The sequence below is a fragment of the Bradyrhizobium sp. KBS0727 genome, assembly GCF_005937885.2.
GTDB lineage: Bacteria > Pseudomonadota > Alphaproteobacteria > Rhizobiales > Xanthobacteraceae > Bradyrhizobium.
The window spans coordinates 4,453,887-4,475,887 of sequence record NZ_CP042176.1 but is presented as its reverse complement, the minus strand read 5'-3'; the positions used below and the strand labels follow the sequence as shown (position 1 = coordinate 4,475,887).

Below are 22,001 nucleotides of genomic sequence, written 5' to 3'. Positions count from 1 at the left end.
CCGTTCGCTTCAAGCGAGCGGGCGTCGTTTTTTTACCGGCCCATCAGCCCGAGCCGGCTCGCGCCGATATAGAGCGCCAGCACCGCGGCGTTCGACACGTTGAGGCTCTTGATCTCGCCGGGCATGTCGAGGCGCGCCACCACGCTGCAGGTCTCGCGCGTCAATTGCCGCAGGCCCTTGCCCTCGGCGCCGAGCACCAGCGCCAGCGGCTGCCGCAGTTCGACCGCGGCGAGGTCGGTAGAGCCCTCGCTGTCGAGACCGACCGTCAGGAAGCCCAAATCGTTCAGCTCGTTCAGCGCGCGGGCGAGGTTTTGCACCGTCACCAGCGGCACCATTTCCAGCGCGCCGGAGGCCGACTTCGCCAGCACGCCGGTCGCCTCCGGACTGTGCCTGTTGGTGGTGACGATCGCCTTGACCGCAAACGCCGCGGCCGAGCGCAGGATGGCGCCGACATTGTGCGGATCGGTGATCTGGTCGAGCACCAGGACGATGCCTTCCTGGGGCAGCGTCTCGAGGTCAGGCGAGGGCAAGGGATCGGCCTCCGCCAGCAGGCCCTGGTGGACGGCGTCCGGCCCGAGCCGCGCGTCGATAACGCTGGGCCGGACGATTTCCGGGGGTACCCTGGTGTCGATATTTTCGTCACTGAGCCGGCGGGCGGCGTTCTCGGTCAGCAACAGCTTGCGGATCCCGCGCGCCGGGTTGGCCAAGGCGGCCGAAACCGTGTGCCAGCCATAGAGAATCACCGGACCGTCGGAGCCGGCCTCCCGGTCCCGCCAGACCGGCCGGCCGCCCGGTTTTCGGCCCTTTTCGAAGGGTTTGCCGCCGCCACGGCGGAACGGCGGTTTTCGATCGCGATCACTCATAAGGAAGCTTCTGTCACGGGTTCCGGATTATGGCAATTTGGGCCTTCCATAGCGTTTTCGAGCGAAGTGGGCACCGGTTCGCGTCAAGAAAACGCATCAAACAAGAGGCTGGAGCCCGGTCGGAACCGACGGGGCTCCAGACGGCGGATTTGATGGCTTGCCTTGGTTGACTTTGCTACCCCCCTTCGCCCATAAACGCGCCCGACCGGGAGTTCGCCATCGGCTCCCGGATTTAACGTCATCCATGGCCTGATCCGCCGCCTCTTAGCGGTCAGACTTGCGATGCTGTTGGACGGGGGAGTGTCCCGAGTGGCAAAGGGAGCTGACTGTAAATCAGCCGTCTTATGACTTCGAAGGTTCGAGTCCTTCTTCCCCCACCACGCTTCGCCCTGACGGGCTACGCGTGGCGCAGCCACGCTAGACCATCAGGACGAAGCGTGTCCGGCGTAGCTTGAGCGCAGCGAAAGCGTAAACGGACCAGCGCCTTTTCAGCGGTCTCTTCCCCATTTGCATCGGCCGACATCCCGTAGCAGGATACCTGCACCCTAATTCTCTGATCTCGATCGAGAACCGCCACAGGCCTCCCGCGTGCCCGCACCAGCCAACGCGCTTCACAATGCCAACAAGCTCAAGCTTGGCCTGTTTTCCCTCAACGCCGATGGCGGCATTGCCATTACCAAAGTGCCGGAGCGCTGGCGGGCGGACTGGGCTGACATTGCCGAGGTCGCCAAAATGGTCGACCGCGCCGGCTTCGAATTCATCCTGCCGATCGCGCGCTGGAAGGGATTTGGCGGCGAACTCGATGTCCGCACGCTGTGCTTCGAGACGTTTACGTTTGCCTCCGCGCTGAGCGCGATGACCGAACAGATCACGATCTTTTCCACGGTGCATGTACCGGTGGTGCATCCGGTGTTCGCGGCGAAGGCGCTGGTGACGGTCGACCATGTCAGCGGCGGCCGCGCCGGGCTCAACATCGTGGCTGGATGGAATCAGGGCGAGTTCGACATGTTCGGGCATGCGCTGGCTGAGCACGATCGCCGCTACGAGCAGGGGCTCGAATGGTTCGAGGTGATGAACCGGATCTTCACCTCGAAGGAGCGATTCGATCACGACGGCGAGTTCTACAGATTGACCGGCGTGATCGGAAAACCGCAGCCGGTGCAGCGCCCGCGTCCGCTGACGATGTCGGCGGCGTCCTCGCCGGCGGGGCGGGCGTTCGCGATGAAGACCAGCGACCTCCTGGTCACCGTGCTCGGCGTCGCCGGCGAGGGGCTGGCGCCGGTGCGGGCACTGGCCGCCCAGCGCGACGCCGAAGGCCGTCCCTTGCAGATCATCACCACGACGCATGTGGTTTGCCGCGAGACCGATCGCGAGGCGGAAGACTATTACCAGCATTATGCAGTTGCGAATGCCGACACAGAAGCGGTCGACTATCACATGAACATGTCGCGCAGGAATCGCCAGCTCGACACCAACGAGATCTTCAACGAGCGCAAGCGCTATGCCGGAGGGTTAAGTTCGCATCCGCTGATCGGCCGGCCCGAGAAAATCGTCGACGAATTGCTGTGGCTGAACGCCGCGGGGATCGACGGCGTGACGCTGTCCTTCGTCAATTTCAGGGACGAGTTGCCGTTCTTCATCGACCGCGTGCTGCCGCTGCTGCGGCAGGCCGGCTTGCGGCAGTAGTGGTGGGCTGCCCTACATGAACGGGTTAAACGCGTAGGCGATGCCAATCCGGCCAGCCTGCATCGATTGATCGTACTGTGTGCCCCGCTTGTATGACTGAGTCGTTGCAAAATTTGTTTGAAAAAGGAAATTGTCTGCTGTGTGTTGGGCGCCGAAGTGAGTGTATCTATATTCCGCCCTTACACTCCAATGTGAATCTAGCTTCCGCTCAATGCCTGCGCCTGCGGCCCATCCGTTAGCCATGAATGTCTCTTGGGGCTGATAGAACGGGTTGTCGGTTACGTTATGATTTTCAAATTGAGCTAAGGTCCATCCACCAAGGCCGTAGAAAAGCGTGCGCTCATCCACCAGAAAACCGGCACGAATTAAAGCTGAAGCCATCCACCGTGACGTGACCTGCGGTCTAAAGTCACCAGTCGCAGTCGCTCCGGTCGGTCCATTTCCATCGAAATAGGTATAGCTCTTGGTTCCCGACGAACTAAAATTCAGATTGGATGCTGTGACCTCAAGTTGACCACCGACGACGAATGATTTTGATAGTTCTGTATTCCACCCGACAAACAGATCAAGCATTGCTCCACCGCCACGGGCAGGGCCAGACGTGCTTGCAGAGTCGAAGCCACTGAAATTCGGGGGGAAGGTATTCACGATATGCTCGCCCGACCCGACGCGTGATTGAGTTGCTGCGCCACCAGCCGAGCCTCCCCATACCAATCCCGACCAAGTGACGGGCGCTGCATTGGTCAGTGGACTTGAGATATTGCCGCTGGCCGGGAGCGGAATTGCAGCATTCGATAGTCGAACAGCTTTTTCGGTGGCATGTCTCGCGAGCGCGTGCACCTCCTCCACCTCCCGCTTGTATTCGCGATTCTTTGTTTCAAGAGCAGCAATACGAGCTTCCAAGGCTGCCAATTTTTCGAGAACAGCGTCACTTGCAGATGACTCGGCTATCGCCGCTCCGTTCCAAGCTATACTTGCCGCTGCAGCGCAAATGAAAATTCCCGATTTAAAGGCCCCAAGACCAAACATTTACCCACCCCCAGATTGTATAGTAGAAACGTTACAATCGGGTGGAGAAGGACACAAGATGCTTCCTTGAGTTCTAGGTCATTAAGAAGCTACCTGATCCTCCCAATCTGTACCGCGCCTCACGACTGCGGAAGCCTCCTTCAGCTCTCACTATCCCCACTCGCAGTTTCCGGGATCTCCGCGCCAGGGATGTAAAGCGAGATCGGGCGGATCTCGTAGACCGCCGACGGATTGACCCGGTGCAAGTCGCGCGCGACGTCGAGTGCTGCGTCCTCACTGGTGCAGTCGACCACGTATAGTCCCAGCAACTGCTCCTTGGTCTCGGCAAACGGCCCGTCGAGGACCATGCCGGCGCCCGGGCCGCGCAGGGTGCGGGCCTTGGCGGTAGCGCCCAGCCGCGCCGACGGGCCGAGCAGTTTCTGCGTGTTGAGCCGGTCATGGACGGCGAGCAGATTGACCATCAGCGCCGCGTCCTCCTCCGGCGTCCAGGACATGACCTCGGCTTCGACGTGATAGGCCAGAATGGCGTAAAGCATGGGTTCTCCTCGTTTGCTTGCGGGATAGGCTGCCGCTCAAGGACGTCTGGACAGGGCCTATCCCGACAGGCCGGATTTTGAAACGTGGCACCATGCCGCCATGTGCCGGTTGCAGGAGGCCGAAGAAACACTCCGGAAACACGATATATTGCCGACGCCGTGAACGCACCGCAGGAAGGGCGCGACCGATGAGCAGAACGCAGGAACTGCGCACCACTCATGGAGACGGTCATGCCCCGCGAACCAGCCTCGATCATCTGCGATGCCGCCAGATCTTCAGCGCGGCCATCCGCGTCGTCGCAAGTCGGCGACTGGCATGACGTCACCGGCCATCACCGCTACTACGGCAGCTCGGCCATCAACGGTGGCGAGCGAATCGTCGAGAACCGCCGCGGCCCGCGACCGCGTTCGGTCAATCTCTGCGGCTTCTGACCGCAAGCTCCGCCCTGATCGCAAGCCTTCCAGGAACGAAATTCCCGCACATGACCGCCGGCGAGCCCCGGAATGACATCATCAAAATAAAAGGCGCGGCGGGATTGCTCCCGTCGCGCCCTACTATTTGTGCTCGCTGGTCCAGGGCTGAGAGCGCCCCGATGCCAGGTCTTCAAAACCTACAAGCCTTCAAAGCCTGTTGGCCTCGCAGAGCCTAGCGGGCGATCCCAGCGAGGTGACAGCGCTTGGTAAGAGACACTGGATCACCTCCTTTCATTGGTTGTGGAAACATCAATATAAGCGGCGATTCTGCCGCTGTTAAGCCCTGAACCGGCGCGGAAGCCGGGGAACAAGCGCCGTTTGCCGGGCACGGACGGCGCCCGCAAGGCGGGTTGAGGCGGCCTGCGCGGCGTGTTAGGGGATGCCCCGTGCGCGGGTGTAGCTCAATGGTAGAGCAGCAGCCTTCCAAGCTGAATACGAGGGTTCGATTCCCTTCACCCGCTCCAAGCGTTTCAATGACTTAGCCAGGGATTTTAATTTCCGTCCTGGCGCCATTCTGACAATTTTGACATGTCGCGGCTGAAGGCTGATGCAAGTTCGCGAGTGTTTTCAGACACTACTTGAAGTGGCTCTCATTCACGATAAACATCCGCGATAAGCGTGACCCGTGGTCGGCATGGCGACGGCTGCCGATGTTCGCCGTTGGGCTTGTGATCTCTAAAACATCGGGTCGCGGTAACAGCGATCTGGTTCATCGGTTCAGACCTGCGTCGCCTAGCGGGGAGTTGCGCCTTGCTTACCGGCTCTGGGCGGTTCGAGCATGACTTCCTTCAAGTGATCATTACTGGCGACGACGACGACGAAGTTGAGTTTGCCGTCCTGCTTCACCAGCCCTCCGGCAACAGCGCTTCCTGCTGCAGCTTTCTCGGCGATGCGTACGGCGTCCGACAGTTCCTGCTTGACGGACTTCAGGGCAACGATGTTGCTCAGATCCTCGCGGTCGAGCTCCCTCAGCGATGATGAAATTTCCTTTTCCGTGACGCTTCCGGTATCCGCATCTATGACATTTTCCCAGATTCGCTCATTTCCTACCGTCCGCACGCGATAACTGGCCGGACCAGATATCTCAAAGCTAACGTCCGCGGTCCTTGAACCGTCATGTAAACGTTCGGCGATCGCCAACGCCTTGCTGAGCGGTATTTTTATCGCGCGAAATTGCTCGAGCACGCGATGAATGACTAGCTGCTCGTCATCGCGCTGCACTGCTACGCCCCGATTTGCGGCGTCCAACGGTGTATGGGTGACATCGGCCATCGCGCCCGTAGCAGCAAGGGTGGCGGACCAAACGATAGTGGCTAACAATTTCTTCTTGGACATGAGGTGCATCCAGTGGCTCGCGATCAAAAACTGGCCGGTGGGGTTATTAATGTGTGGGCAATGCGCCATCGGCTGGCGCGCACGGTGCGCTATTCGGGCGGGTAAAGCTGGACGCCTCTGCGCGCCAGCTCCGCCTCGATGATGTTGAAGACACATTCGACGGGCAGGAGCCACACGTTGACCGAATAGATGATGCAATCGCGACTGAAAAGAAGGGCCGGGGTCATGGGGTGGCCCTCAGCTCGACTCGCCATCCGATCGGCATCGCCTCTGGGTCGACCAGCGCGTGCAGCCAAGCGAGCAAAGAAATCGCAATGGCCAGCAGCACGCTCAGGCTCACGAGGAAGAGCGCCGCGACCAGGTTCACGGATGCGACGGCAAGCCCCGGCCATGGATTTTCACTTGCGAACAACAACAGGGTTGACATTTCAGAGCTCCAAAGTAAACTAAACCGTATAGTTCATATAAACCTACGTCCGGGAATGTGTCAAGGGCGAGGGCTCACAAACGCCCTTCGGCCCGTTCGGTCGGACGGACATCGGAGCATGACGCTGCGCGTCCCGTTCGGAACGCTGATGCGTCAGCCGGAGAAAGGACTCGATATGTTCAAATACAGATTGGTCGTCGTGCTGGCGGCCTTGTTCGCCAACGGGACGGTCCTTGCGGAGGAGAACCGCGGCACGGCCGAGCAGAGGGCCGCATGCGCGCCCGACGCCTTCCGGCTGTGCGCGAGCTACATCCCCGACGCCACGAGCGTGGAAGCCTGTCTCAGGCAAAGACGGTCAGAACTCGGCGATGCCTGCCGCGCCGTCTTCGAGCACGCTGCGCCCACTGCTTCGGTCAGGACCATGGGATCGCCCCGGGTCGGCCGGGTCGCAAGAGATGAGGAATGATCGGATGAACACTATGTATGCTCCCGCTTTCGCCGCGTTCGGAGGCTCGGCCTTCGGAGCGATCTCCACGATCGTAACCGGATGGGTGACCCGGCGCCGCAGGCTTCACCAGCGTCACTATGCCCGGTCGATTTCCAAGCGCGAGCGGCTCTATCGAAGCTTCATCGAGGAAGCCTCCCGGGTCTACGCCGATGCGCTCGTCAGCGACAAATCCGAGATTCCGCAACTGGTCAATCTGTATGCGCTCATAGGGCGGATGAGGATTCTGTCCAACGATCAAGTGGTTCAAGCCGCGGAGCGGGCAGGTCGCCTGATCATCGAAACCTACCTGTCACCAAACCGCGAATTTGGCGATCTGCCTGAGTTCTTGGAGGAAATGGATCCCTTGCGTGGCTTCGGGGAAGCCTGCCGACGCGAATTGCATTCGATCCCATCTCACTGAGGTCCCAAGCGATGCAGGAACGCGTACCTCTGGCCGGATCGCGGTGCGTTCGTCAGCGGATCGTGCAAGCAGCGACCCGATTGCACCGCCAAATCGGGTTCAAGAAGACTACCGTCGCCGATATCGCTCGCGGCGCGTCGATGTCGCCCGCCAACGTCTACCGCTTCTTCGCTTCCAAGCAGGCGATCGAAGAGGCGGTCGTGGCGGATCTGTTCGAACAGGTCTCCGCGGCCGCAACGCTTGCGGCTCTCTTGAGCGGTTCGGCTCTGGAGCGTCTAACGGCCACTTTGAGCGCAATCTCGCAGCTGCACGAACATCGGCTGGAGAACGACAGCAAACTACACGAATTGGTCGCTACGGCGGTGCGCGAGAACTGGGCAGTCGCACAGTCTTACGCAGACCGTATCCGGGGGCTTGTGCGCACGATCATTGCTGGCGGACAGGCGAGCGGTGAACTGCGACCGGGAAGTCCGATGGCGATGACTTGTTGCCTGCTTGAAGCAATGGACGGATATCTCAATCCATCGCGGATCAACGCGGCCAACGTTCGGCCCGCGTTTGACGAGATGATGGATTTCTGCGCAGGCGGCCTGCATCACGTACCGTGGGTTCAGTCGATCGACCTGGCCGCCGACTTACGTCCCAAAGCCGTGGCGCAAGGATAGCGAGCGGAGTGGCTGATTCACGGCCTCCAGTCTGCCTCGCAAGCCGCAAGAAAGAAATTGACCCGTTCGTGCAGGAACGTCGGTAGCTCTTTTCTGAGGTCCTTCAGGTCCTCACCCATCAGAGATCTCATAAGCATTGGAAGCAGAATGAGATCCATGAACATCTGCGCGGTCGCTACGCTCCGCTTTGGGCTGAATGGTCCTTTAGGTGAGCGCGCGCTCCTCTGCGTTGCCTCGTTCAAGAGCTGCGATACTGCCCCAGCCGCACGGTCGCGCGCCGCGTCGTGAACATTTCGGCTCAACTCGGGAAATCGCCGCGCCTCGGCGATCGTCGCACGCGTGAGGTCCAACGTGTCCTCGACGAATCGCTCCACGATCTCGATTCCGAGATTGGCGAGCTTTTCCTGGATGGTGCGGCCTGCCGGCGTGAACCCCTCGAAATCTGTCAATCCGTTGATCGTCCGCGCCACCACAGCCACGAACAGCGCCTCCTTGCCGGGGAAATGCGCATAGATGGTCGGTTTGCTCGCGGGGGCCAACGCGGAGATGTCGTCGATGCTGGCACTCCGAAACCCTTTCTCGAGAAAGAGCTGCTGGGCTGCATCGAGAATCCGCGCCTGGACGTCGCCGGCAAGGTCCTTGGGCGGTCTGCCGCGTTTCGGGCTTTTGTTCTTTGCCATCACCGTCTCCTAATCACGAGTTTGTGCGCGTCCAGATCCCACTTGACACGCCCGGGAGAGAAATGCAATGAAAAGAAAATATACGGTATAGTTTAATTTATCTTCGACGCAGGCTGGCCTTGATTGTTTGGCCTGCGCCAGCTCATCCGGATAACCGGCTGACCGCCAACATGCGCGTTCGGCCGGCCACCCATCCGGACAACCCGAGGAGATCGTCGTGACTGTGTGCAGCCCGGATTCGCCGATTGTGGAGCAGGGCCTTCTGCTGCGCGAATTGAATCACCGGATCAATAGCGGGCTCGCCTCGGCGATCAGCCTTGTTGCGGCCGCGGCGGTCCGGGTCGAGGGGGCCGAGGCCAAGCACGCCCTAAGCGACGTGGTCGAACTGTTGCATGGTTATGCCGATGTGCAACAGGCGCTCGTAATGCCCAGGGGCAAGGCGCTGATCGACGCCGCGATATATGTCCGCATGATGGGCTCCGCCCTGCGCCGATCGTTGCTGGACCGGATGAATATCCGGCTTTCAGTCGCAACCGAATCGCTTCCACTCGAACCGGAGCGATGCCGGCGGCTCGGATTGATCGTCCATGGACTGGTAACCGAGGCCGCGAAGCACGCGTGCTTCGAGGCGCGGACCGGAGAAATCAGGGTCAAGCTGACACGAATCGGGGCGGTAGCGAATTGCGTCGTCTTGGACAACGGGTCGCGGCCGGCATGGGGCGCCACGGGGCGGGGACTGCGGATCAGCAATGATCTCGCCAGGGGTCTCGGCGGCCGCGTCGAGCACGGCTCCGGCGATGAATTCACGTCCGTCGTTCTCTCGTTTCCGCTGTCAGAGCGTGAGCGGCCGGCGAACGGTGCAATAGCGAAGCGTCGCATCATACGGTCACCTCGCCGGCAGAGTGTCAGCCCATCCGATACCGCGGCACGCCGCACAGGTGCAAGCTCCCCGGATCGGGACAGCCGCCCCGTTGCAACACGACCGGATCAACTTCCGGCTCGCGGAGCCCAACTGGTCTCTGCCGGTCCAGCGGCGGATGCGCTGGGCGAGTTGTTGTCACCCGCTAACCGGATGGACTTGCTATGAAACATCATGCTGCGAACCACGCCGAAATCGATCAAGCGGCCCGCAAACGTGGGCTGAGGGGTGCCGGTGGCCTGGCGGTCGCGCTCGTTGCAATCGCGCTGAGTGGTTGCGATGACCATGCAGCTGCTCCCGTCACGCGCGCTGCGATCGTGCATACGGAGATCGTGCAGCCGCGCGACCGACAAGCCTCCGTCACCCTGACCGGCGAAATCCAGGCCCGGTTTCGCACAGATATCTCGTTCCGCGTCAGCGGACGTGTGCTCGCGCGCTATATCGATGTCGGCGCTCACGTCGAGGCCGGCGAAGTGCTGGCTCTGCTCGATCCGGCCGAGCAGCAGGCCGATGTCGATGCCGCGACCACAGCGGTCATAGCCGCAGAATCCCAGTTGCGCGTGGCCAGGGCGACCTTCGAACGGCAAAAGGCGCTGATCGCCAGCGGTTTCACCACGCGGACGGTCTACGATCAGGCGCAGGAAGGATTGCGAACCGCAGAAGGTGCGCTTGAGGCAGCAAAAGCTGCGCTCGGAACGTCGAAAGACGCCCTCGGCCATACCGCGTTGAGCGCCGAAGCGGCCGGCGTGGTCACCGCGCGCAATCTCGAAGTCGGTCAGGTCGTTCAGGCCGCGCAGCCGGTTTTCTCGCTGGCGCAGGACGGTGAGCGGGATGCCGTCTTCGACGTCTACGAATCCCTCTTCTTTGGCGATCTCGACGACAGCCGCGTATCGTTGGCGCTTGTCTCCGACGCAGGCGCGACGGCGAACGGGCATGTCAGGGAAGTCTCGCCCGCGATCGATGCGAAGAGCGCGACCATCCGCGTCAAGATTGCGATCCAGGATCCGCCGGCAGCGATGACGCTTGGAAGCGCCGTTGCGGGAACCGTCAAGGCGAAAGCCCAGCAGCAAATCGCATTGCCCTGGAGTGCATTGGCGGCGGCGGGATCGAAGCCCGCGGTTTGGACCGTCGATCCGGCGACCAAAACGGCTGCGCTCAAGCCGGTAACGATCGGCGGTTATGAAGCCCGCGAAGTGCTGATCAGAGCCGGCCTCGAACCTGGCGAGCGCGTCGTGATCGATGGCGGCAAGCTGCTGAGCGTTGGCCAGGCCGTGACATATGAAGGAGACCGGTCATGAAGAGACGCGCCATGATTGCAACCGGCACGCTCGTATCCGCGCTGGTGCTGGCTGGATGTCAGCAGGAGGCGAAAGCGCCGGAACCCGTCCGGCCCGTGCTCTCGATGGTCCTTGAGCCGAGCCGCACGGACGGCATGGTCGCCGTGGGCGTTGTCGAGCCGCAGTACAAGACCAATCTCGCGTTCCGCGTCTTGGGACGTCTGACCGGGCGTCCCGTCTCCGTTGGTGACCTCGTCAGCAAAGGACAAACTGTCGGTGTCATCGATCCCACGGCGCTGGAGCTTGCGGTACGCTCGGCCAAGGCTGAGCTTACGAAGGCCGAGGCGCAGCTGGCGACCGCTACGGCGACGGAAGAGCGGCAGCGAATCCTCATCACAACCGACGCCACCACAAAACAGACGCTCGACAATGCCGAGCAGGCGCGGGCCGGCGCCGCCGCGTCGGTGGCGCACGCACAGGCGAACCTGATCAAGGCCATCGAGCAACGGAGCTATGTCCAGCTCAAGGCCGATTTCGCCGGCGTGGTCACTGCGGTGGGCGCAGAAGTCGGGCAGGTGGTCTCTCCCGGCCAAAATGTCGTGACGGTTGCGAGGCCCGACGTCAGGGAGACGGTGGTCGATATCGGGGAGGATTTCCCAGTGCCGCTTGAAATTGAGTTGCCATTCACAGTCGGCTTGCAGTTGCTCCCGGCCGTTCAGGTCGAAGGCAGGGTTCGCGAGATCGCCCCGCAGGCAGACCCTGTAACGCGGCTGCGGCGAGTCCGCATCGCCCTGAACGATCCCCCTGAAAGCTTCCGCTTGGGCACGACCGTGACGGCGAAGCTCGACAAAGCGCAAAGCCCGACGTTGCGCGTCCCCGCCTCAGCGGTGCTCGCCAAGGATGGCGCGAATTTCGTCTGGGTCGTCGATCAGCCTGCGAGCACCGTGTCGCTGCACAAGGTCGATCTCGCGGGGGACCCCGTCGGTGCCCGCGTTACCGACGGACTTTATCCCGGCGCGCGCATTGTGACCGCTGGAATCCACAGCCTCAAACAAGGACAACAAGTCCGTATCGAACAGGATCAGAAGCCATGAAGTCGTTCAACCTTTCCGACTGGGCACTCCGACATCGTTCGCTCGTCTGGTATTTCATGTTCGCCTTCATGGCGGCCGGCCTCTTTGCCTACCTTCAGCTGGGCCGTCAGGAGGATCCCGACTTCACCATCAAGACCATGGTGATCCAGGCGCAGTGGCCGGGCGCATCGCCCGAAGAGATGACGCGCCAGGTCACCGACAGGATCGAAAAGAAGCTCGAGGAACTGGAATCGCTCGACTATACCAAGAGCGTGACGGTCGCGGGCCAGACCACCGTATTCGTCTATCTGCGAGACACCACAAAGGCTGCCGACGTCAAGCCGACCTGGGTCCGCGTCCGCAACATGATCGCGGATATCAGGGGCGAATTCCCGCAAGGGGTCATCGGGCCGGGCTTCAACGATCGCTTCGGCGACGTATTCGGTAACATCTATGCCTTCACCAGCGACGGGTTGACGCAGCGTCAGTTGCGTGACGAGGTCGAAGCTGTCCGCGCCAAGGTATTGACCGTGCCTGATGTCGGCAAGGTCGACGTTCTCGGCGCGCAGGACGAAGTGATTTATCTCGAATTCTCCACCCGGAAGATCGCGGCCCTTGGCCTCGACGTCCACTCGATCATGGCCTCTCTGCAGGGACAAAACGCGGTCGCGCCGTCCGGGGTGTTCCAGGAGGGGCTTGAGCGGATCAGCGTGCGGGTGAACGGCCGGTTCACGTCGGAGGCAAGCCTGAACGCGGTCAATCTCCGGATCAACGACCGCTTCTTTCCCCTGACTGACGTCGCGACCATCACGCGCGGTTATGCCGATCCGGCCAAGACCTTGTTCAGGTACAACGGCCAGCCCGCGATCGGGCTTGCCATCGGCATGAAGTCCGGCGCAAACCTGCTTCACTTCGGCGAGGCGCTGAAGGAGGAAATGTCAAAGGTCATTGCCGACCTGCCGATCGGCGTCGGCGTTCATCTGGTCGCCGATCAGCCTGTTGTCGTCGAGCATGCCGTCTCGGGATTCACCGAAGCGCTGTTCGAGGCCGTGGTCATCGTTCTCGCCATCAGCTTTCTCAGCTTAGGCATGCGCGCCGGGCTCGTCGTCGCAATTGCGATCCCGCTGGTTCTCGCCATCACCTTCGTGGTGATGGCCTATGCCGGCATTTCATTGCAGAGAATTTCGCTTGGTGCATTGATTATCGCCCTCGGCCTGCTGGTCGATGACGCCATGATCGCCGTCGAAATGATGGTGGCCCGACTGGAGGTCGGCGATCCCCTGGAAAAGGCGGCGACCCACGTCTATACGTCGACCGCTTTTCCGATGCTGACGGGCACGCTGGTCACCGTCGCGGGCTTCATCCCGATCGGACTGAACAGCAGCAATGCCGGCGAATTTACCTTCACCCTGTTCGTGGTGATTGCGGTCTCCCTAATCGTGTCGTGGATCGTCGCGGTGCTGTTCACCCCGCTGCTCGGCGTCACCATCCTGCCGGCCAAGATAAAGGGCCACCATGAGGAGAAGGGCCGGCTGGCGCAGATGTTCGGCCGCCTGCTGCTCGTCTGCATGCATCGCCGTTGGATCACCGTCAGCGTGACGGTTGCAGCCTTCCTCGTCGCGTTGTTCGGCATGAATTTCGTGCAGCAGCAGTTCTTTCCGTCATCGGACCGCGACGAACTGGTGATCGACTGGAATCTCCCGCAGAACGCTTCGATCGCCGACACCAATGCGCAGATGGCGCGCTTTGAGCGCGAACAGCTGCAGGGCAATGGCTCGGTGGAACAATGGTCGTCTTACGTCGGTATTGGCGCGCCGCGTTTCGTGCTGTCATTCGACGTGCAGACCGCCAATACATGGTTTGGCCAGCAAGTGGTCGTGACCAAGGGTGGTATCAAGGCGCGCGACCTGGTGAAGGCGCAATTTGAGGAATATCTGAGGAAGACGTTTCCGGGCACCGACACCTACGTCAAGTTGCTCGAGGTCGGTCCGCCGGTGGGACGTCCCGTGCAATACCGCGTCAGCGGACCAGACGTCGCCAAGGTCAGGGATCTCTCGCAGAAACTCGCCGGCATCGTCCGCAGCAACCCCGATCTCGGCAACGTCGTGTTCGACTGGATGGAGCCTTCGCGCGTCGTCAAGGTCGACGTTCTCCAGGACAAGGCGCGCCAGCTCGGCGTGACCTCGGAAGACATCGCCACGACCCTGAACTCGGTGCTCGAGGGCAGCCCGATCACACAGGTTCGCGACAGCATCTATCTGGTCAATGTCACCGGACGCGCCACCAAGGCAGAGCGCGCCTCGATCGACACGCTGCGCGATCTGCAGTTAACCGGGCTCGGCGGGCAGTCGGTGCCGCTCGGGGCCGTGGCCAACCTGCGCTACGAAATCGAACAGCCGACGATCTGGCGCCGCGCGCGGATTCCCACGATCACGCTGAAGGTTGGCGTCGTCACCAACGTCCAGCCGAAGACAATCATGGATCAGTTGGCGCCGAGGGTGGCGGAGTTCGGCAAAGAACTGCCGGCGGGTTATTCGGTGGCAATCGGCGGCTCCGTCGAGGAGAGCGCCAAGAGCCAGGCGCCGATCGTGGCGGTCGTTCCGCTCATGCTCTTCGTCATGGCCACCGTCCTGATGATTCAGCTGCAGAGCTTCCACCGCCTGTTCCTGGTGTTTGCGGTCGCGCCGCTCGCCGTGATCGGCGTCGTCATGGCTCTGCTACCGAGCGGCGCACCTCTCGGCTTCGTTGCCATCCTTGGCGTGCTGGCGCTGATCGGCATCCTGGTCCGAAACTCGGTGATCCTGATCGTGCAGATCGAGGATTTGAGGAAGGAGGGGCGCCCGGCCTGGGACGCCGTTGTGGAAGCGACCGAGCATCGCATGCGGCCGATCCTGCTGACCGCGGCCGCCGCAAGTCTCGCGCTGATTCCGATCGCGCGCGAGATTTTCTGGGGCCCGATGGCCTACGCGATGATGGGCGGCATCATTATCGGCACGCTGCTGACGCTGTTGTTCCTGCCGGCACTCTATGTGGCGTGGTTCCGGATCTACCCTGTTCACGACGATAGCCAGCCGACGCGGGAGGTTGTGGACTTGACGCAACACCCCCCGTCGTCGGAGCGGGTATCCGCGCAGAACGAGCCGGCGCCGGTTCTCGAGACGCAATTCTAGAAGAAGGAAAACACCATGGCCCGAAAGGCACTCTTGACGCTGCCCGTCAGCGCGACGCTCGCAACCGGTATTCTGACGACGAGAAATTCTGTAAGGATCTCAATGGGCCAAAACGCCGAAAATTGTCAGAACGGCCGTTGAAAACGCTACAGGATTTCCCGACTTCCAAGCTGAATACGAGGGTTCGATTCCCTTCACCCGCTCCAGCCTTTTCATAGACTTAGCGAGAGGGTCGGCTCTTTTTTTGATGATCTCATTCTGACAAAGGCAGCTTTACATTTTCTGTTGCTCGCTTTTCGACCGACTGTTTTTCGTATCTCGCATATTCCCCCACCGCTGTTTTCAGACAGGTGCGAGCTCATCAAAACCGAAGATTTTGGTTTGGGGAAGAGGTGTTGAACGCGCGTGCGGCGATCGGCGGCGATGGCGTAAAATTAGGATAGACGGAATATGACGCGCGCGAAGTTTACGCAGATGAAATAGCTAAACGATTAGCCAGTAGTGACGCTTGCGAGAGTGAGCAGGACCTTAGTTCCAAAGGTTTCGAGATTGAAGTCGTGCAGCGACTTGAATGCCATCACCGAAAAGGTTTCGTTCTTCGGTTTCGACGAACAGGTTCGCGTCCCTTCGGATTATCTCGACGCCGCTCCGCCCGTTGCGAAGGAGACCCCCAGGGCGCGAATGAGGGCACCCTCGTCACAGGCATCGCCCTCGAACGTCGCGGTTCAAGCCGTCACGGCCTTCTGGGCCGCCGCGAAGACGTCGCGTGCGGACGTCGTACCCGCTACGTGCTCCGTACCCTCGACTCCAAGGTCCATCCATCCTGCATTAACGGCCTCAAACATTTCTTCGGCAGGTCCGGTGTGGCCCTCCGGGATGCCGAATTGCTCGAACGCTCTCGCCCACCCTGCACGCGGGATTGCAAAGGCTTTCACGTCGAGATTCAGGACTTCACCCAATTGCTCCGCGACTTCATCGGCGGTGACCATCGAACCGAGCTCGACGGCGCGCTGCCCTGACCAAGCTGGCCCGGTCAAAAGGGTTGCGACCTCTGTGCCGATGTCGTTGGTCGCGACCATGGTCGATTTCCGGTTTGTCGGATTGTAGTAGACCGGTAGCGTTCCGCCCTGGGCGACCTGCAAGCCGTAGAGGAAGTTTTCGAAGAATCCACCTGCGCGCACAAATGCGATTGGCGATATCAGGTCGCGAAAACCTTGCTCCAGAAGCGACAACGCCGTGATCATCCCAAGCCCGCTGGTCCTGTTCGCACCCATCGACGAAAGCGCTACCACCCGCGGCGGCGCTGCCTTGGTGAGCGCTTCGACATAGTTCGCAATCACGCCCTTGGCTTCTTTGTAATCGGGCGAGGGGGCCCAGACAGCGGGCAAGATGACAAACGCGCCTTCGACGCCTTTGAGCGCCCGCTCGATGGCTGCCGAATCATTCCAATCACCGTCAACCAGTTCCACGCCCTGGTTCGCCCAGCTTGACGCCTTCTCGCGATTGCGGACTAACGCGCGTACTTCCTTGCCGTGCGCCAACAGATGTTCTGCGGTTGCGCCGCCGACTTTTCCCGTGATTCCCATTACTAAAAACATGCGTCTTCTCCTGATCTTGAGGGACAGAGCACTGCCCCCGTTGGTTCAACGGATGAGCGGCAGAATGGCCCGGATTCGGGGATCGCGCGCGTAGAGGCCGCCCCATGTCGTCGCGCCGAGAAGCAGGGAAATGATTTCCGGCGGCGACCCCAACTCACCAATGCGGACATGGGCGCAAATGGCACCTCCCAAAAAGCCCGTCATTAGGATCGCGCCGAGGACGGCGGTGGCCGGGATGGCGTAAAGGATGGCGCAGGCGAGTATGATCGGACCCACGACACGGGTCAGGTCCATCGCGAACCCGGTTTCCCGCAACATGCTCGCGATCTGTGCCGGCGCGAAAAGCTGAATAGTGCCGTCTGCCACCAGAGCGATGACAACAAACGCGCTCATTATCCGGCCGGCCCACAGAGCGCGATGCAAGGTCATAGTTTCGGGCACCTGATGCAGGTTCATCGTTTCGGACACTTGTCATTCTCCGATGGGGGGATCCCATATTCAGAGCTTATTGTGTCTCTCAGGTATGATAAACATAGAGGAAATGAACTCACTGTTCTCTCTATGGTGAACAATACCGAGGCACGAAAATGCAGAATCTCGAACCCATCCTCATTTTCATAACGGTAGCGGAAATGGGGAGCTTCACCCGCGCAGCCGACAGCCTGGGCATTCAGAAGGGAAGGGCCTCAACGGCGGTCCGGAAGCTGGAAGAAGATGTCGGTGTCAGGCTTCTGCACCGGACGACGCGCAGCGTGCAGTTGACGGAGGACGGACGGGTATTTCATGCACGTGCCCGCGATCTGCTTGCTGAAGTCGATGATCTACACTCGATGTTCGCAGGCGATCGCGTGGCGCTTCGCGGGCGTTTGCGGGTTGATCTGCCGAGCGAGGTGGCGCGCACGACGATCGTGCCGGCCTTGCCGGATTTCATGGCGACTTATCCCGAGTTGGAGCTGGAGGTGTCGAGTACGGATCGGCAAGTCGATCTGGTTCAAGAGGGGTTCGACTGTGTATTGCGGCTTGGACCCATAAGGGACGAGACGCTGATCGCCCGCCCGCTCGGCAAGTTACGCATGGTCAACGCTGCCAGTCCCGCCTATCTGGCGCGCTATGGCGTCCCTCGATCGCTAGAGTCTTTCCGATTTAGACGGAAGCATATCCAGCGTTGCGCAGATAGTTTGCGCATTCTTGCGGTGTGAAGTGTTGGAGAAGGCTGCCAATTTGGCGCCACACGCCTTCGATGGTGCGCTCTTCGGCTTTGCGGAGCAGGGTTTTGAGCTTTGCGAAGACCTGCTCGATCGGATTGAGGTCCGGGCTATAGGGCGGAAGGAAGACGAGCCGTGCGCCGGCAGCTCGGATAGCTCTTCGGATAGCGGGACCCTTGTGGGAGCCGAGATTGTCCATGACGACAATGTCGCCAGGTTGGAGCGTTGGCACCAGCAACTGCTCGACATAGGCACGGAAGCTCTCGCCGTTGATCGGCCCGTCGATGACGCAGGGCGCAGCGATGCGGTCGTGCCGGAGTGCTGCGAGGAAGGTCATCGTCCGCCAATGGCCGTGCGGGACCTGAGCCTTGAGCGGGATGCCCCGTCGCCACCAACCATGGGTACGGGTCATGTTGGTCTTGGCCCAGGTCTCATCAATGAAGACGAGACGGGTAGGTTCGATTTTCGATTGGTGCCGTCTCCACCAGGCGCGGCGGCGCGCGATATCAGGACGATCCTGCTCAGCCGCGAACACGGTTTTTTTTGAAGCTGATGCCCTGGCGCTTGAGGAACCGCCAGAGCGTGTCGCAGGACACCGCGACACCGCGTTCGCCAAGTTCTGCCAGCAGCGCGTGCAAGGTCAGATCAGGTTTCTCGGCCAGCCGAGCCAGCAGCCAGTCGCGCTCGCCTTCCAGCAGGTAAGGCCGCCTGCCGCCCATCGGCTTGGCCGCCGCACTGCCCGTCGCGCGCGCCCGCTGCGACCACTTCACGACGCTCGCAACGCTGACGTCATACAGTTCTGCCACCGCTCGGCACGTCTCACCACTCGCAACCAACCCGACAACACGCTCACGCAGATCCAGTGAGTATGCTCGCGCCATCCTTGCTGGCCTCCGTCCCAGCAGGAAAATTGAATCAGAGCCCACCTGATTTGGGAATCCCCGATTCAGAAAAAATCGGAAACACTCTAGAAGATCTCCAGCGTCAGGAACATCGGACAATTCATTTTTCGACGATACTGGGCGCAAGACCCTACGGATGGGAATATCCGGACGGCGACAGCTACGCGACGCTGCAGTTGCCGGGTGCGCTACACGTCAACAGCGCGCAGACCTACGAAGCCGCTGCCCTCGCCGGCCTTGGCCTGATTCAGGCGCCACTCTTGGGGATTGGCCGATACCTAGAGAGTGGAGCGCTTGTGGAGATCATCCCCGATTTTCGTCGCCGGGCGCTCGCCGTGTCCCTCGTCGTAGCACATCGGAGCAATCTGTCGCGCCGAGTCCGCGCATTCATGAAATGGATCGAAAATGTGCTCGCGCCCAACCTAGAATAGCGAAACGAGCCGCTTCGTGTTCTGATTAACTGTACCGGAATTCTCAAAGGCGGATTTTGGCGCAAAGCGGACTTACATGCCTTGTATGAGTGGTCGAGTGGGCCGCGCGTCAGCCGGCGTTTCCTCCGCTGACGGTACCACATCATTATTGCCGCAACGGCGCAGCATCATGGACTGACAATCCTGTCGCGCAATCTAAGGCATCTCGAACCATTGGGCGTCGCAGTGGTCGATCCGTTCGTAAAACTGCCGCCGGCGTGAATGACCTCTCCTTGTGGTCGATCCGCCAATCACCAGCCCCTTCACGGCAAAGTGCTGCAGATGCCGCCGCCCGTGTTTTGCAAAGCCAAAATCCGCCATCTTGCGACCTCAAACCCTCCCGCTAGCCCGCCTCGACACGACGCAAAGGAGAATTTCATGGACGGCAACAACGATTCCCCGCTGATGCATCCCATGAACCGGCGTGCATTCGTGAGCGTCGCAGCCGCGGCGGCCGCGGGCACGCTGTTCCAGCGCGCCGCTATTGCGCAGTCCGTGCCGAAGGCGCGGAACGTCGTCCTCGTCCATGGGCTCTTTGCCGACGGGTCATGCTGGTCCGAGGTGATCGCGCGCTTGCAGGCGGCGGGGCTCAACGCCACTGCCGTGCAAAACCCGCTGACGACATTGCCCGACGCGGTGGCGGCGGCAGAGCGGGTGCTGGCGCGGCAGGACGGGCCGACCGTGTTGGTCGGGCATTCGTTTTCCGGAATGATCGTCACCGAGGCGGGTGTGCATCCGATTGTTTCGGCGCTGGTCTATGTGGCGGCGCGGGCGCCGGATGCCGGCGAGGATTACACGGCGTTGGCCAAGACCTATCCGACGCCCCCCGCGACGGCGGGGATCGTGTTCGACGGCGATGAAGGACGCCTGAGCGAGGCGGCGTTCTTGCGCGATTTCGCCGGCGATCTGCCGGAAGCGAAGGCGAAGGTGCTTTACGCGGTCCAGCAGCCGTTTCAAAAGGCGCTGCTCGCGGGCAAGACCACGCAGGCGGCCTGGCGATCGAAGCCAAGCTGGTATGCCGTCTCCACCGAAGACCGCACCATCAATCCGGATCTCGAGCGGTTCATGGCCAAGCGCATGGGCGCGACCACGATCGAGGTGAAGGCCAGCCACCTTTCGTTGATCTCGCAGCCCGAGACGATTGCGAATTTGATCCTCAATGCCGCGGGGCAGGGGTGACCCGCGATCGGGGATGTGCGGAGCGCCGAACGCTCACGCCCCGCCGCGCACCGCGGCCTCGATCTTGGCGACGTCGATCTTCCGCATCGTCATCATTGCGGCGAATGCGCGCTTCGCCACGTCGCCGCCTTTGGCCATCGCGTCGGTCAGCACGCGCGGGGTGATCTGCCACGACAGCCCCCACTTGTCTTTGCACCAGCCGCACGCGCTTTCCGTGCCGCCGTTGCCGACGATCGCGTTCCAGTAACGGTCGGTCTCGGCCTGGTCGTCGGTGGCGATCTGGAAGGAGAACGCCTCGTTGTGTTTGAACATGTCGCCGCCGTTGAGGCCCAGACATGCCACGCCGCACACCGTGAACTCGACCGTCAGGACGCTGCCCGCCTTGCCGCCCGGAAAGTCGGATGGCGCCCGGAACACCGCGCCGACGGTGCTGTCGGGGAAGGTTTTGGCGTAAAACTGCGCGGCCTCTTCGGCGTCATGGTCGTACCACAGGCAGATTGTGTTCTTGTTCATCGTTGCTCTCCTTTGTTTTGGCGCCGGTGTTGTTCAGTCTGCTGCGGCAAAATGCGCCAGCTGGTCGGCGTGCGCCTTCACAAAGGACGAACGGGCGGTGGCGCGCCCGACACGTCAGCGCATTTTCATCCCGCGTGTTCGCTTGTCATCCATGCGGCTTCGGGTTTTGCTGGTCGCGCCCGTGCGGCCCTTCACGTGGTCGATGAAGGCTCGCAGTTTCGGCATCGTTTGATGACGGCTGGGATAGTAGAGAAACACCCCCGGCGCCATCGATGCGAACGGCTCCAGCACGTGCACGAGTTTGCCGGCTTTCACGAGCTCGGCAGCGATCGGCTCCGGCACTTGCGCAAGTCCCATACCTTCCACGGCCGCGCCGAGAATGGTGGGAAAATCGGAGGCGATCAGCGGTCCCGAGACGATCGCCTCGATCGGCTTGTTGCCGTTGAGAAAAGACCAGGGCGCGATCACCCCGTTCGAGCGGCGCATGCGCAAGCAGGCATGCTGACGCAGATCGTCGATACGTTCGGGCTTTCCCCGCCGGCGTAGATATTCGGGGCTGCCGACGACCACGAAGGGGAAGGCCGGCGAGAGCCGGACCGCGACCATGTCCGCGGCGATGAACTGGCCCAGCCGGACGCCGGCATCGAACCCGCCGGCGGCGAGGTCGACCAGTTCCGCGCTTGCGGCGATCTCCACCTCGACCTCGGGATAGGCCAGGCAGAAGGATGCGATCAGCGGCTCCAGCAGGATCGGCACCGCCGCCCGCGGCACCGTGAGGCGCAGCAGTCCGGCCGGCCGCTGCCCAAGGTCGCGCGCGACTTCGCTTGCGGCGACAAGCTCCTCGAAAGCGGGTTTTGCGCGCGAACGAAATCGTTCGCCGGCTTCGCTCAGGCCGACACTGCGCGTCGTGCGGATGAAAAGTGCTGCGCCGACGCGCGCCTCAAGCGTGCGTACCGCCTGGCTGATCGCCGACGGTGTTACCCCGAGTTCCGCGGCCGCTTTGCGAAAGCTGCGGTGCTGGGCAACGCTCAGGAACGCCTCTACGCCGTCGAGCGCGCCTTTTCTGACTGTGAAGTTCTGCTTCATAACCCG

24 protein-coding genes and 2 tRNA genes are annotated in these 22,001 nt (G+C 61.4%); 14 read left to right on the top strand and 12 right to left on the bottom strand.

The window, feature by feature from the left end; all coding sequences use genetic code 11:
- Nucleotides 1-32: 32 nt before the first annotated feature.
- Entirely contained in the window at nucleotides 33-863 is an 831-nt protein-coding gene (rlmB, locus tag FFI89_RS20970; protein WP_138829548.1) for a 23S rRNA (guanosine(2251)-2'-O)-methyltransferase RlmB, read from the bottom strand.
- A 294-nt stretch (nucleotides 864-1,157) separates the two neighbouring features.
- Between rlmB and FFI89_RS20965 the strand changes: the two genes are divergently transcribed.
- Both FFI89_RS20965 and FFI89_RS20960 read left to right on the top strand, forming a co-directional pair.
- Nucleotides 1,158-1,243: transfer RNA gene (locus FFI89_RS20965), tRNA-Tyr, on the top strand.
- A 208-nt stretch (nucleotides 1,244-1,451) separates the two neighbouring features.
- The gene (locus FFI89_RS20960; protein WP_138829547.1) at nucleotides 1,452-2,549 is read left to right on the top strand and encodes an LLM class flavin-dependent oxidoreductase; all 1,098 of its coding nucleotides are present in this window, start codon (nucleotides 1,452-1,454) and stop codon (nucleotides 2,547-2,549) included.
- Between the two features lie 12 nt (nucleotides 2,550-2,561).
- On the opposite strand, the gene FFI89_RS20955 is transcribed toward FFI89_RS20960, so the two are convergent.
- Together FFI89_RS20955 and FFI89_RS20950 are read right to left on the bottom strand one after the other, a co-directional pair.
- Entirely contained in the window at nucleotides 2,562-3,578 is a 1,017-nt protein-coding gene (locus tag FFI89_RS20955; RefSeq protein ID WP_138829546.1) for an outer membrane beta-barrel protein, read from the bottom strand.
- 140 nt (nucleotides 3,579-3,718) lie between these two features.
- Nucleotides 3,719-4,114 carry a YciI family protein gene (locus FFI89_RS20950; protein ID WP_138829545.1) on the bottom strand — a complete coding sequence of 132 codons (396 nt, stop codon included), beginning with the start codon at nucleotides 4,112-4,114 and terminating at the stop codon, nucleotides 3,719-3,721.
- A gap of 231 nt (nucleotides 4,115-4,345) precedes the next feature.
- On the opposite strand from FFI89_RS20950, the gene FFI89_RS20945 reads away from it, so the two are divergent.
- Both FFI89_RS20945 and FFI89_RS20940 read left to right on the top strand, forming a co-directional pair.
- Nucleotides 4,346-4,546 (top strand): hypothetical protein, encoded by a 201-nt coding sequence (locus tag FFI89_RS20945; protein WP_138829544.1) that lies wholly within the window; start codon nucleotides 4,346-4,348, stop codon nucleotides 4,544-4,546.
- A 432-nt stretch (nucleotides 4,547-4,978) separates the two neighbouring features.
- Nucleotides 4,979-5,052, top strand: a tRNA-Gly gene (locus tag FFI89_RS20940).
- Nucleotides 5,053-5,320: 268 nt separating this feature from the next.
- Here the strand turns inward: FFI89_RS20940 and FFI89_RS20935 are convergent.
- The 3 genes from FFI89_RS20935 to FFI89_RS20930 all read right to left on the bottom strand — a co-directional run bounded on the left by FFI89_RS20935 (nucleotide 5,321) and on the right by FFI89_RS20930 (nucleotide 6,350).
- Complete coding sequence (locus tag FFI89_RS20935; protein WP_138829543.1) at nucleotides 5,321-5,923, bottom strand: PepSY domain-containing protein; 603 nt, start codon at nucleotides 5,921-5,923, stop codon at nucleotides 5,321-5,323.
- Between the two features lie 89 nt (nucleotides 5,924-6,012).
- Nucleotides 6,013-6,150, bottom strand: a complete 138-nt coding sequence (locus FFI89_RS34490) for a hypothetical protein (protein ID WP_168212974.1) — start codon at nucleotides 6,148-6,150, stop codon at nucleotides 6,013-6,015.
- Nucleotides 6,147-6,350: a hypothetical protein gene (locus tag FFI89_RS20930; RefSeq protein WP_138829542.1), complete on the bottom strand. Its 204-nt coding sequence runs from the start codon at nucleotides 6,348-6,350 to the stop codon at nucleotides 6,147-6,149. The genes FFI89_RS34490 and FFI89_RS20930 overlap by 4 nt, the downstream gene beginning before the upstream one ends.
- A gap of 118 nt (nucleotides 6,351-6,468) precedes the next feature.
- Between FFI89_RS20930 and FFI89_RS20925 the strand changes: the two genes are divergently transcribed.
- The 3 genes from FFI89_RS20925 to FFI89_RS20915 are packed head-to-tail and all read left to right on the top strand — an operon-like array spanning nucleotide 6,469 to nucleotide 7,923.
- On the top strand, nucleotides 6,469-6,816 hold the full coding sequence (locus FFI89_RS20925; RefSeq protein WP_246669210.1) for a hypothetical protein: 348 nt from the start codon (nucleotides 6,469-6,471) through the stop codon (nucleotides 6,814-6,816).
- Nucleotides 6,806-7,258: a hypothetical protein gene (locus tag FFI89_RS20920; RefSeq protein ID WP_246669209.1), complete on the top strand. Its 453-nt coding sequence runs from the start codon at nucleotides 6,806-6,808 to the stop codon at nucleotides 7,256-7,258. Before FFI89_RS20925 ends, FFI89_RS20920 begins: the two co-directional genes overlap by 11 nt.
- Nucleotides 7,259-7,269: 11 nt before the next feature.
- A complete protein-coding gene (locus FFI89_RS20915; protein ID WP_138829541.1) occupies nucleotides 7,270-7,923 on the top strand; it encodes a TetR/AcrR family transcriptional regulator in 654 nt (217 codons plus the stop codon).
- A gap of 17 nt (nucleotides 7,924-7,940) precedes the next feature.
- Here FFI89_RS20915 and FFI89_RS20910 read toward each other — a convergent pair whose 3' ends face one another.
- Nucleotides 7,941-8,603 carry a TetR/AcrR family transcriptional regulator gene (locus FFI89_RS20910; RefSeq protein ID WP_138829540.1) on the bottom strand — a complete coding sequence of 221 codons (663 nt, stop codon included), beginning with the start codon at nucleotides 8,601-8,603 and terminating at the stop codon, nucleotides 7,941-7,943.
- 217 nt (nucleotides 8,604-8,820) lie between these two features.
- On the opposite strand from FFI89_RS20910, the gene FFI89_RS20905 reads away from it, so the two are divergent.
- The 4 genes from FFI89_RS20905 to FFI89_RS20890 are packed head-to-tail and all read left to right on the top strand — an operon-like array spanning nucleotide 8,821 to nucleotide 15,042.
- Nucleotides 8,821-9,690 (top strand): sensor histidine kinase, encoded by an 870-nt coding sequence (locus FFI89_RS20905; protein ID WP_246669208.1) that lies wholly within the window; start codon nucleotides 8,821-8,823, stop codon nucleotides 9,688-9,690.
- Entirely contained in the window at nucleotides 9,687-10,820 is a 1,134-nt protein-coding gene (locus tag FFI89_RS20900; RefSeq protein WP_138829539.1) for an efflux RND transporter periplasmic adaptor subunit, read from the top strand. The genes FFI89_RS20905 and FFI89_RS20900 overlap by 4 nt, the downstream gene beginning before the upstream one ends.
- Nucleotides 10,817-11,893 carry an efflux RND transporter periplasmic adaptor subunit gene (locus tag FFI89_RS20895; RefSeq protein ID WP_138829538.1) on the top strand — a complete coding sequence of 359 codons (1,077 nt, stop codon included), beginning with the start codon at nucleotides 10,817-10,819 and terminating at the stop codon, nucleotides 11,891-11,893. Before FFI89_RS20900 ends, FFI89_RS20895 begins: the two co-directional genes overlap by 4 nt.
- The gene (locus tag FFI89_RS20890) at nucleotides 11,890-15,042 is read left to right on the top strand and encodes an efflux RND transporter permease subunit (RefSeq protein WP_138829537.1); all 3,153 of its coding nucleotides are present in this window, start codon (nucleotides 11,890-11,892) and stop codon (nucleotides 15,040-15,042) included. The genes FFI89_RS20895 and FFI89_RS20890 overlap by 4 nt, the downstream gene beginning before the upstream one ends.
- A gap of 725 nt (nucleotides 15,043-15,767) precedes the next feature.
- Here FFI89_RS20890 and FFI89_RS20885 read toward each other — a convergent pair.
- Together FFI89_RS20885 and FFI89_RS20880 are read right to left on the bottom strand one after the other, a co-directional pair.
- Nucleotides 15,768-16,640, bottom strand: coding sequence for an NmrA family NAD(P)-binding protein (locus FFI89_RS20885; protein ID WP_138829536.1), 873 nt, complete (start codon nucleotides 16,638-16,640; stop codon nucleotides 15,768-15,770).
- 45 nt (nucleotides 16,641-16,685) lie between these two features.
- The gene (locus FFI89_RS20880) at nucleotides 16,686-17,108 is read right to left on the bottom strand and encodes a DoxX family protein (RefSeq protein WP_138829535.1); all 423 of its coding nucleotides are present in this window, start codon (nucleotides 17,106-17,108) and stop codon (nucleotides 16,686-16,688) included.
- Between the two features lie 119 nt (nucleotides 17,109-17,227).
- Here FFI89_RS20880 and FFI89_RS20875 point away from each other — a divergent pair, with 119 nt between their 5' ends.
- A complete protein-coding gene (locus FFI89_RS20875) occupies nucleotides 17,228-17,839 on the top strand; it encodes a LysR substrate-binding domain-containing protein (RefSeq protein ID WP_246669207.1) in 612 nt (203 codons plus the stop codon).
- Here the strand turns inward: FFI89_RS20875 and FFI89_RS20870 are convergent.
- Nucleotides 17,784-18,726, bottom strand: a protein-coding gene (locus FFI89_RS20870; RefSeq protein WP_138829534.1) for an IS630 family transposase whose coding sequence is annotated in 2 segments (ribosomal slippage) — nucleotides 17,784-18,389 and nucleotides 18,391-18,726 — 942 coding nt in all. Because the reading frame shifts where the segments join, the coding sequence is not laid out codon by codon here. The two genes, FFI89_RS20875 and FFI89_RS20870, sit on opposite strands and share 56 nt — an antisense overlap.
- Here FFI89_RS20870 and FFI89_RS20865 point away from each other — a divergent pair.
- A complete protein-coding gene (locus FFI89_RS20865) occupies nucleotides 18,714-19,178 on the top strand; it encodes a LysR substrate-binding domain-containing protein (protein ID WP_246669206.1) in 465 nt (154 codons plus the stop codon). The genes FFI89_RS20870 and FFI89_RS20865 overlap by 13 nt on opposite strands.
- A 453-nt stretch (nucleotides 19,179-19,631) precedes the next feature.
- Nucleotides 19,632-20,396, top strand: coding sequence for an alpha/beta fold hydrolase (locus tag FFI89_RS20855; protein WP_138835516.1), 765 nt, complete (start codon nucleotides 19,632-19,634; stop codon nucleotides 20,394-20,396).
- A 33-nt stretch (nucleotides 20,397-20,429) separates the two neighbouring features.
- On the opposite strand, the gene FFI89_RS20850 is transcribed toward FFI89_RS20855, so the two are convergent.
- Entirely contained in the window at nucleotides 20,430-20,909 is a 480-nt protein-coding gene (locus FFI89_RS20850; protein ID WP_138829533.1) for a VOC family protein, read from the bottom strand.
- 114 nt (nucleotides 20,910-21,023) lie between these two features.
- Nucleotides 21,024-21,995 (bottom strand): LysR family transcriptional regulator, encoded by a 972-nt coding sequence (locus tag FFI89_RS20840; RefSeq protein WP_138829532.1) that lies wholly within the window; start codon nucleotides 21,993-21,995, stop codon nucleotides 21,024-21,026.
- Nucleotides 21,996-22,001 lie beyond the last annotated feature (6 nt).

Coding starts and splice junctions, on each gene's coding strand:
- rlmB (WP_138829548.1), bottom strand. CDS start 863: ATGAGTGATCGCGATCGAAAACCGCCGTTCCGCCGTGGCGGCGGCAAA.
- FFI89_RS20955 (WP_138829546.1), bottom strand. CDS start 3,578: ATGTTTGGTCTTGGGGCCTTTAAATCGGGAATTTTCATTTGCGCTGCA.
- FFI89_RS20950 (WP_138829545.1), bottom strand. CDS start 4,114: ATGCTTTACGCCATTCTGGCCTATCACGTCGAAGCCGAGGTCATGTCC.
- FFI89_RS20945 (WP_138829544.1), top strand. CDS start 4,346: ATGCCCCGCGAACCAGCCTCGATCATCTGCGATGCCGCCAGATCTTCA.
- FFI89_RS20935 (WP_138829543.1), bottom strand. CDS start 5,923: ATGTCCAAGAAGAAATTGTTAGCCACTATCGTTTGGTCCGCCACCCTT.
- FFI89_RS34490 (WP_168212974.1), bottom strand. CDS start 6,150: ATGACCCCGGCCCTTCTTTTCAGTCGCGATTGCATCATCTATTCGGTC.
- FFI89_RS20930 (WP_138829542.1), bottom strand. CDS start 6,350: ATGTCAACCCTGTTGTTGTTCGCAAGTGAAAATCCATGGCCGGGGCTT.
- FFI89_RS20925 (WP_246669210.1), top strand. CDS start 6,469: ATGACGCTGCGCGTCCCGTTCGGAACGCTGATGCGTCAGCCGGAGAAA.
- FFI89_RS20920 (WP_246669209.1), top strand. CDS start 6,806: ATGAGGAATGATCGGATGAACACTATGTATGCTCCCGCTTTCGCCGCG.
- FFI89_RS20915 (WP_138829541.1), top strand. CDS start 7,270: ATGCAGGAACGCGTACCTCTGGCCGGATCGCGGTGCGTTCGTCAGCGG.
- FFI89_RS20910 (WP_138829540.1), bottom strand. CDS start 8,603: ATGGCAAAGAACAAAAGCCCGAAACGCGGCAGACCGCCCAAGGACCTT.
- FFI89_RS20900 (WP_138829539.1), top strand. CDS start 9,687: ATGAAACATCATGCTGCGAACCACGCCGAAATCGATCAAGCGGCCCGC.
- FFI89_RS20895 (WP_138829538.1), top strand. CDS start 10,817: ATGAAGAGACGCGCCATGATTGCAACCGGCACGCTCGTATCCGCGCTG.
- FFI89_RS20890 (WP_138829537.1), top strand. CDS start 11,890: ATGAAGTCGTTCAACCTTTCCGACTGGGCACTCCGACATCGTTCGCTC.
- FFI89_RS20885 (WP_138829536.1), bottom strand. CDS start 16,640: ATGTTTTTAGTAATGGGAATCACGGGAAAAGTCGGCGGCGCAACCGCA.
- FFI89_RS20875 (WP_246669207.1), top strand. CDS start 17,228: ATGCAGAATCTCGAACCCATCCTCATTTTCATAACGGTAGCGGAAATG.
- FFI89_RS20865 (WP_246669206.1), top strand. CDS start 18,714: ATGCTCGCGCCATCCTTGCTGGCCTCCGTCCCAGCAGGAAAATTGAAT.
- FFI89_RS20855 (WP_138835516.1), top strand. CDS start 19,632: ATGAACCGGCGTGCATTCGTGAGCGTCGCAGCCGCGGCGGCCGCGGGC.
- FFI89_RS20850 (WP_138829533.1), bottom strand. CDS start 20,909: ATGAACAAGAACACAATCTGCCTGTGGTACGACCATGACGCCGAAGAG.
- FFI89_RS20840 (WP_138829532.1), bottom strand. CDS start 21,995: ATGAAGCAGAACTTCACAGTCAGAAAAGGCGCGCTCGACGGCGTAGAG.